Annotated in this window: 4 protein-coding genes and 1 pseudogene; 3 read left to right on the forward strand and 2 right to left on the reverse strand. The window is 56.2% G+C overall.

Annotation, left to right across the window (positions count from 1 at the left end):
* Both ACXWUF_RS19815 and ACXWUF_RS19820 read left to right on the forward strand, forming a co-directional pair.
* Positions 1 to 138: pseudogene (locus tag ACXWUF_RS19815) on the forward strand (IS481 family transposase); the annotation flags it as partial.
* Positions 139 to 320: 182 nt separating this feature from the next.
* Positions 321 to 950 (forward strand): hypothetical protein, encoded by a 630-nt coding sequence (locus ACXWUF_RS19820; RefSeq protein WP_458496307.1) that lies wholly within the window; start codon positions 321 to 323, stop codon positions 948 to 950.
* A 530-nt stretch (positions 951 to 1,480) separates the two neighbouring features.
* Here ACXWUF_RS19820 and ACXWUF_RS19825 read toward each other — a convergent pair.
* The gene (locus tag ACXWUF_RS19825) at positions 1,481 to 2,608 is read right to left on the reverse strand and encodes a DNA cytosine methyltransferase (RefSeq protein WP_458496308.1); all 1,128 of its coding nucleotides are present in this window, start codon (positions 2,606 to 2,608) and stop codon (positions 1,481 to 1,483) included.
* A 153-nt stretch (positions 2,609 to 2,761) separates the two neighbouring features.
* On the opposite strand from ACXWUF_RS19825, the gene ACXWUF_RS19830 reads away from it, so the two are divergent.
* Positions 2,762 to 3,484 (forward strand): class I SAM-dependent methyltransferase, encoded by a 723-nt coding sequence (locus tag ACXWUF_RS19830; protein WP_458496309.1) that lies wholly within the window; start codon positions 2,762 to 2,764, stop codon positions 3,482 to 3,484.
* Between the two features lie 21 nt (positions 3,485 to 3,505).
* Here ACXWUF_RS19830 and ACXWUF_RS19835 read toward each other — a convergent pair.
* Positions 3,506 to 4,059, reverse strand: a 554-nt coding sequence (locus ACXWUF_RS19835; RefSeq protein WP_458496310.1) for a transposase, incomplete at its 5' end; no start/stop codon positions are given.

Below are 4,059 nucleotides of genomic sequence, written 5' to 3' on the forward strand. Positions count from 1 at the left end.
CGCTATGCCGATATTTACAATCACGCCATCCCCCAGCGGGCGCTGGGTCATGTCGCCCCCATTAACGCCCTCGCCGAATGGCGCGAGAGAAAGCCAGAATTATTCGTTTCGGCGGTAGACAATCTCACGGGTCTTGACAGATATGCGCCATTGATGAGTGTGCCTCATAAGCGGGAAGATGGGCTTACAAACCGTGACTTGTAGGGTTGACGGTTCAGATTATAAGGCGTAGGGTTTTGGCTTATGCAGCAAAAGTGACGCATAAACAAGCGGCTTATACGGCATTTTTGATGTCTACTTCACGTTAGGACCGATTAATCATGCATCATGCTAGAAAGCAAGAGATATGCCTCGACGCCATTGAATATTCATTTTCAATGGCAAAAACAGCTTACAAAAGAATTATTGATTATTGTCGCCATGACAGCATCTTAAATAATTCCAATAATGATGAGGCTATGGTTTTGGATGCTTGGTCATTTATTGACGTTACCAAGCGATTAAGAAGCGTTCTACAAAATACACCTGGGCTAAAGAAATCCAATTTTCTCGAAGCATTTTTAAGCGAGACCGTGAAAATACCAGATTTTAGACATTACGTTCAACATATTGAAGAAAAAACGAAAGATGTATCCAAAACAGGTCGCCCTATCTGGGGTTCATTTTCATGGGTTATATTAGACCAAGAAAGTAAGGAGTTTAAAATAATAACGTATGTTCCTGGTCGTCTTGCTAAGATTAACGGAATTCCTGTTGTGAATCCGTCAGGACGAATATTTCACGATGATGTTGATCACTTTGAAATGACACTTGGTGAGGTAACTATCAACATCAGCCAAATGGCGAGAAGAATAGAAAGGCTGCAAGAAAGATACTTGACGGCTCTACAACTCGCTACGCAAGTTAAAATTAGAAATGAAGATATCCTCATGATTAATTTTGATACTTAAACAATCTCAAATAATTGATGCAAATTCACAATAAAATTAGGCCTAACTTTGCGCTGCACCGGACTCCGCTACGCTTCGCCGGTGAGCTTTACCGTTAGACCGCTAACCATCCAATAAAAAAGCCCCATCCAAACAGATGGGGCCTTTTAGTATCCGGCCCGACAAGACCGGGCTTTATTCTCCTTTTCATCGTTCCCACGCTCCGCGTCACTGCCATTAAGTAAGCGCGACACCGTTGAAACCAAAGCCGTTCGTGCTGATGTATAGAAGCATGAACGGCTTTTATTTCAACGGGTTAGGGTTTTAACCGTTCGCACTGAGGTATCGAAGGGTGAACGGATCAAACCCGGAGCCGCCCTTAACTTAACGGCAGTGACGCGGAGCGTGGGAACGATAGATAGTCACGCCGCTGCCGCCACCACCCAAGCTTGTTTATTCGCTGCCAGCAGCGGCTCAAAAAGATATTCAGCCAAATGCCAGACCACGGGGACAACAACGCCGTCCCCCGTCAAATGATAGCTAGGCCGGTACTAGGGTAGCGGGTAAGTTACAACCACGGGGACAACAACGCCGTCCCCCGTCAAATGATAGGCTTCGTTGTATTTCTCCGGCAAAACGTAATCATCGGGCAATCCCATCAGCCGGGCCGTTTCTCGGCTAGAGATAAGCCGCAATTTGACCCGGCCTCCATCAATCACCACGATCAACTGACGGCTCGACCCGCCCGCCGGAGTCCGCAGGCAACCCGCAATATCGTCAAAGCGAATTTCGGCGCGTTGCGCCTTGAATCCGTTTTCATCCAGCCGGGTTCTCTTATAAATCGTGCCGACCATCCTCCGCCTCACCCGCTTCGCTTGCTCCACTTTCGCCCGGTTCACGGCGCTCATCATGTTGAGCAGCCGGTCGGTTTCGGCGGGGCCATGCCAAGCAACCCCCGTCGGCGCGTCTTCGATCATATCGGCGAACCGAGCGTTGCTCAGCGGCGGCGGCGGCAATCGCCACCAAATCCAATTCATCTGCGCGGCGGCAGGCAGCTTATCAAAAGCCGTTCGCAAGGCTCGCGGATGCCACTGCGCGGAAGCGCCCGCGCCCATAAGCTCGGGCGGCACATAAACATCCGAGCGCACGCCCATCATGAATAGGCGCGGCCTCGAATGAGGCACGAACAGCGCGGCGTCGATGACAACCGCCCCGAATCGGTATCCGGCCTTCTGAAAAGTTGAGCCGATGGCGGCGAAGTCCTTGCCATCATGCGAAGTAAGCGCACCGCAAGCATTTTCGAGAACAATCAGGCTTGGCGCACGGCCCTCATCAATGAGCGCCAACATAAGCTCCCAAAAAGGCCAGAACGTACCGGATCGGTCTCCTTTAAGGCCGGTACCGCCGCCAGCGAGAGATAAATCCTGGCAAGGGAAGGAAGCCCACGCCAAATCGGCACGTCCCGGAACATCCGCCGGAACAAGCGTTCTGACATCGGCGGTCTTGAGAACGCCGCGCCCCCAATTCTCCTCATAAGAGCGACTTTTCTTGTGATCAAAGTCATTGGCGAACAGGCAAGTCCACGCCGCGCCAAGGCCCGCCCGCGCCATGCCCCCGCCCGCGAAGAACTCGTAGAAGCGGTGCGCTCTTGGTTGGTTTGTCTTATAAATCGTGTTCATAGCGGCTTATTATGGCGGCTCGGCATCAAACCGTCCAAGGGCTGTAGGCAGGGCTGGCGCTTTGCGGAAACCCAGCTTATCCGCTTGGGATGCCGGGTTTCGCACCTCAATCCAACCTACCGCTCCAACCCAACCCATCACGCCGGATACCCCATGCAACGCCTCCCCGAACCCGAACTCATGGGCGACGACGCGCAGGCCCTCGCCTACGCCGAAGCCGATTTTTCCGAGCCGCATAACCACTTCGTGGCCCTGTTCCGGGAAGCCTTTCCCGGACTCGGCCTGACGACCGGCCACGCGCTGGACCTGGGCTGCGGCCCCGCCGACGTGCTGATCCGCTTCGCCCGCGCCTTTCCCGCGTGTCGGCTGGATGGCGTGGACGGCGCACCCGCCATGCTGCGATATGGCCGGGAAGCGCTGGAACGGGCTGGGTTGACGGGACGGGTGCGGCTGATTGAGGGCTATTTGCCCGGCGCGGCACCGCCGGAGACGGCTTACGAAGCGGTGATTTCCAATTCCCTGCTGCATCATCTGGCCGACCCCGCCGTGCTGTGGGAATCGGTCAAGCGCTGGGGCCAGCCCGGCGCGGCGGTGTTCGTGATGGACTTGCGCCGCCCGGACAGCCCGGAGCAGGCGGCAGCGCTGGTCCGGCAACACGCCGCCGCCGCGCCCGACGTGTTGCGGTGGGATTTCCATCATTCATTGCTGGCGGCGTATCGGGCGGATGAAGTGCGGGAACAGTTGCGCGGAGCGGATTTGGACGGCTTGAATATCCGCGAGATCGGCGACCGTCATTTGATTGTTTGGGGCAGGCTTCCTAACCTTATTCCACCATTTGCTTGTTCCCAGTCTCCCGCTTCACTGCTATTAAGTTAAATGCTTGGTGTGATTTGAATCTCACCAGCCGATCAATTCGACAAAAGCCAAGGAAGGCCTTCCAAGTTGCCGGTTCAACCAGATACAGAAATTATGGAGCGCCATCTTGGCGGTGACCCGGGCGGCGAACCCGCCGAGTTCGTGGGGTCGTTCCCGGTCCAGGCGGAACACGTGATGCAGGCTGCCATTTACGGTCTCGACCACCTGGCGGATCCCGGCCAACCAACGGCGCCAGGCCCGGGGCCAGGGTTTGCGGCTGTTCCGCTTGGGCGGGGTGATCACCTCCGCCCCATAGTCCTCGCGCCAGTGCGCGTGCCAATCCTCGCCCCCGAACCCCTTGTCGGTCACGTAGGGGACGCTGGTGGGCAAGCCCACCGTCGGCAGGCGGGCATCGGCCCGGTGGCGCGCCGCGAGGAAGGTGTCCGCCAGGGGCTGGTCCTTGGCGCTGGCCGGGGCGAATCCGAAACCGGTGACGACGCCGGTCGGGCCGACCGCCAGCAGCAAGTGGAAGCCCTCGAACCACCCCAGGCGGTTGCTCCAGCCGATGTCGGCCAGGCCAGGAAGCCATCCCAACC

It is taken from the genome of Methylomagnum sp. (genome assembly GCF_054333355.1).

What these genes read in the sequence shown, in the direction of transcription:
- ACXWUF_RS19820 (WP_458496307.1), top strand. Translation starts at nt 321, where the DNA reads ATGCATCATGCTAGAAAGCAAGAGATATGCCTCGACGCCATTGAATAT.
- ACXWUF_RS19825 (WP_458496308.1), bottom strand. Translation starts at nt 2,608, where the DNA reads ATGAACACGATTTATAAGACAAACCAACCAAGAGCGCACCGCTTCTAC.
- ACXWUF_RS19830 (WP_458496309.1), top strand. Translation starts at nt 2,762, where the DNA reads ATGCAACGCCTCCCCGAACCCGAACTCATGGGCGACGACGCGCAGGCC.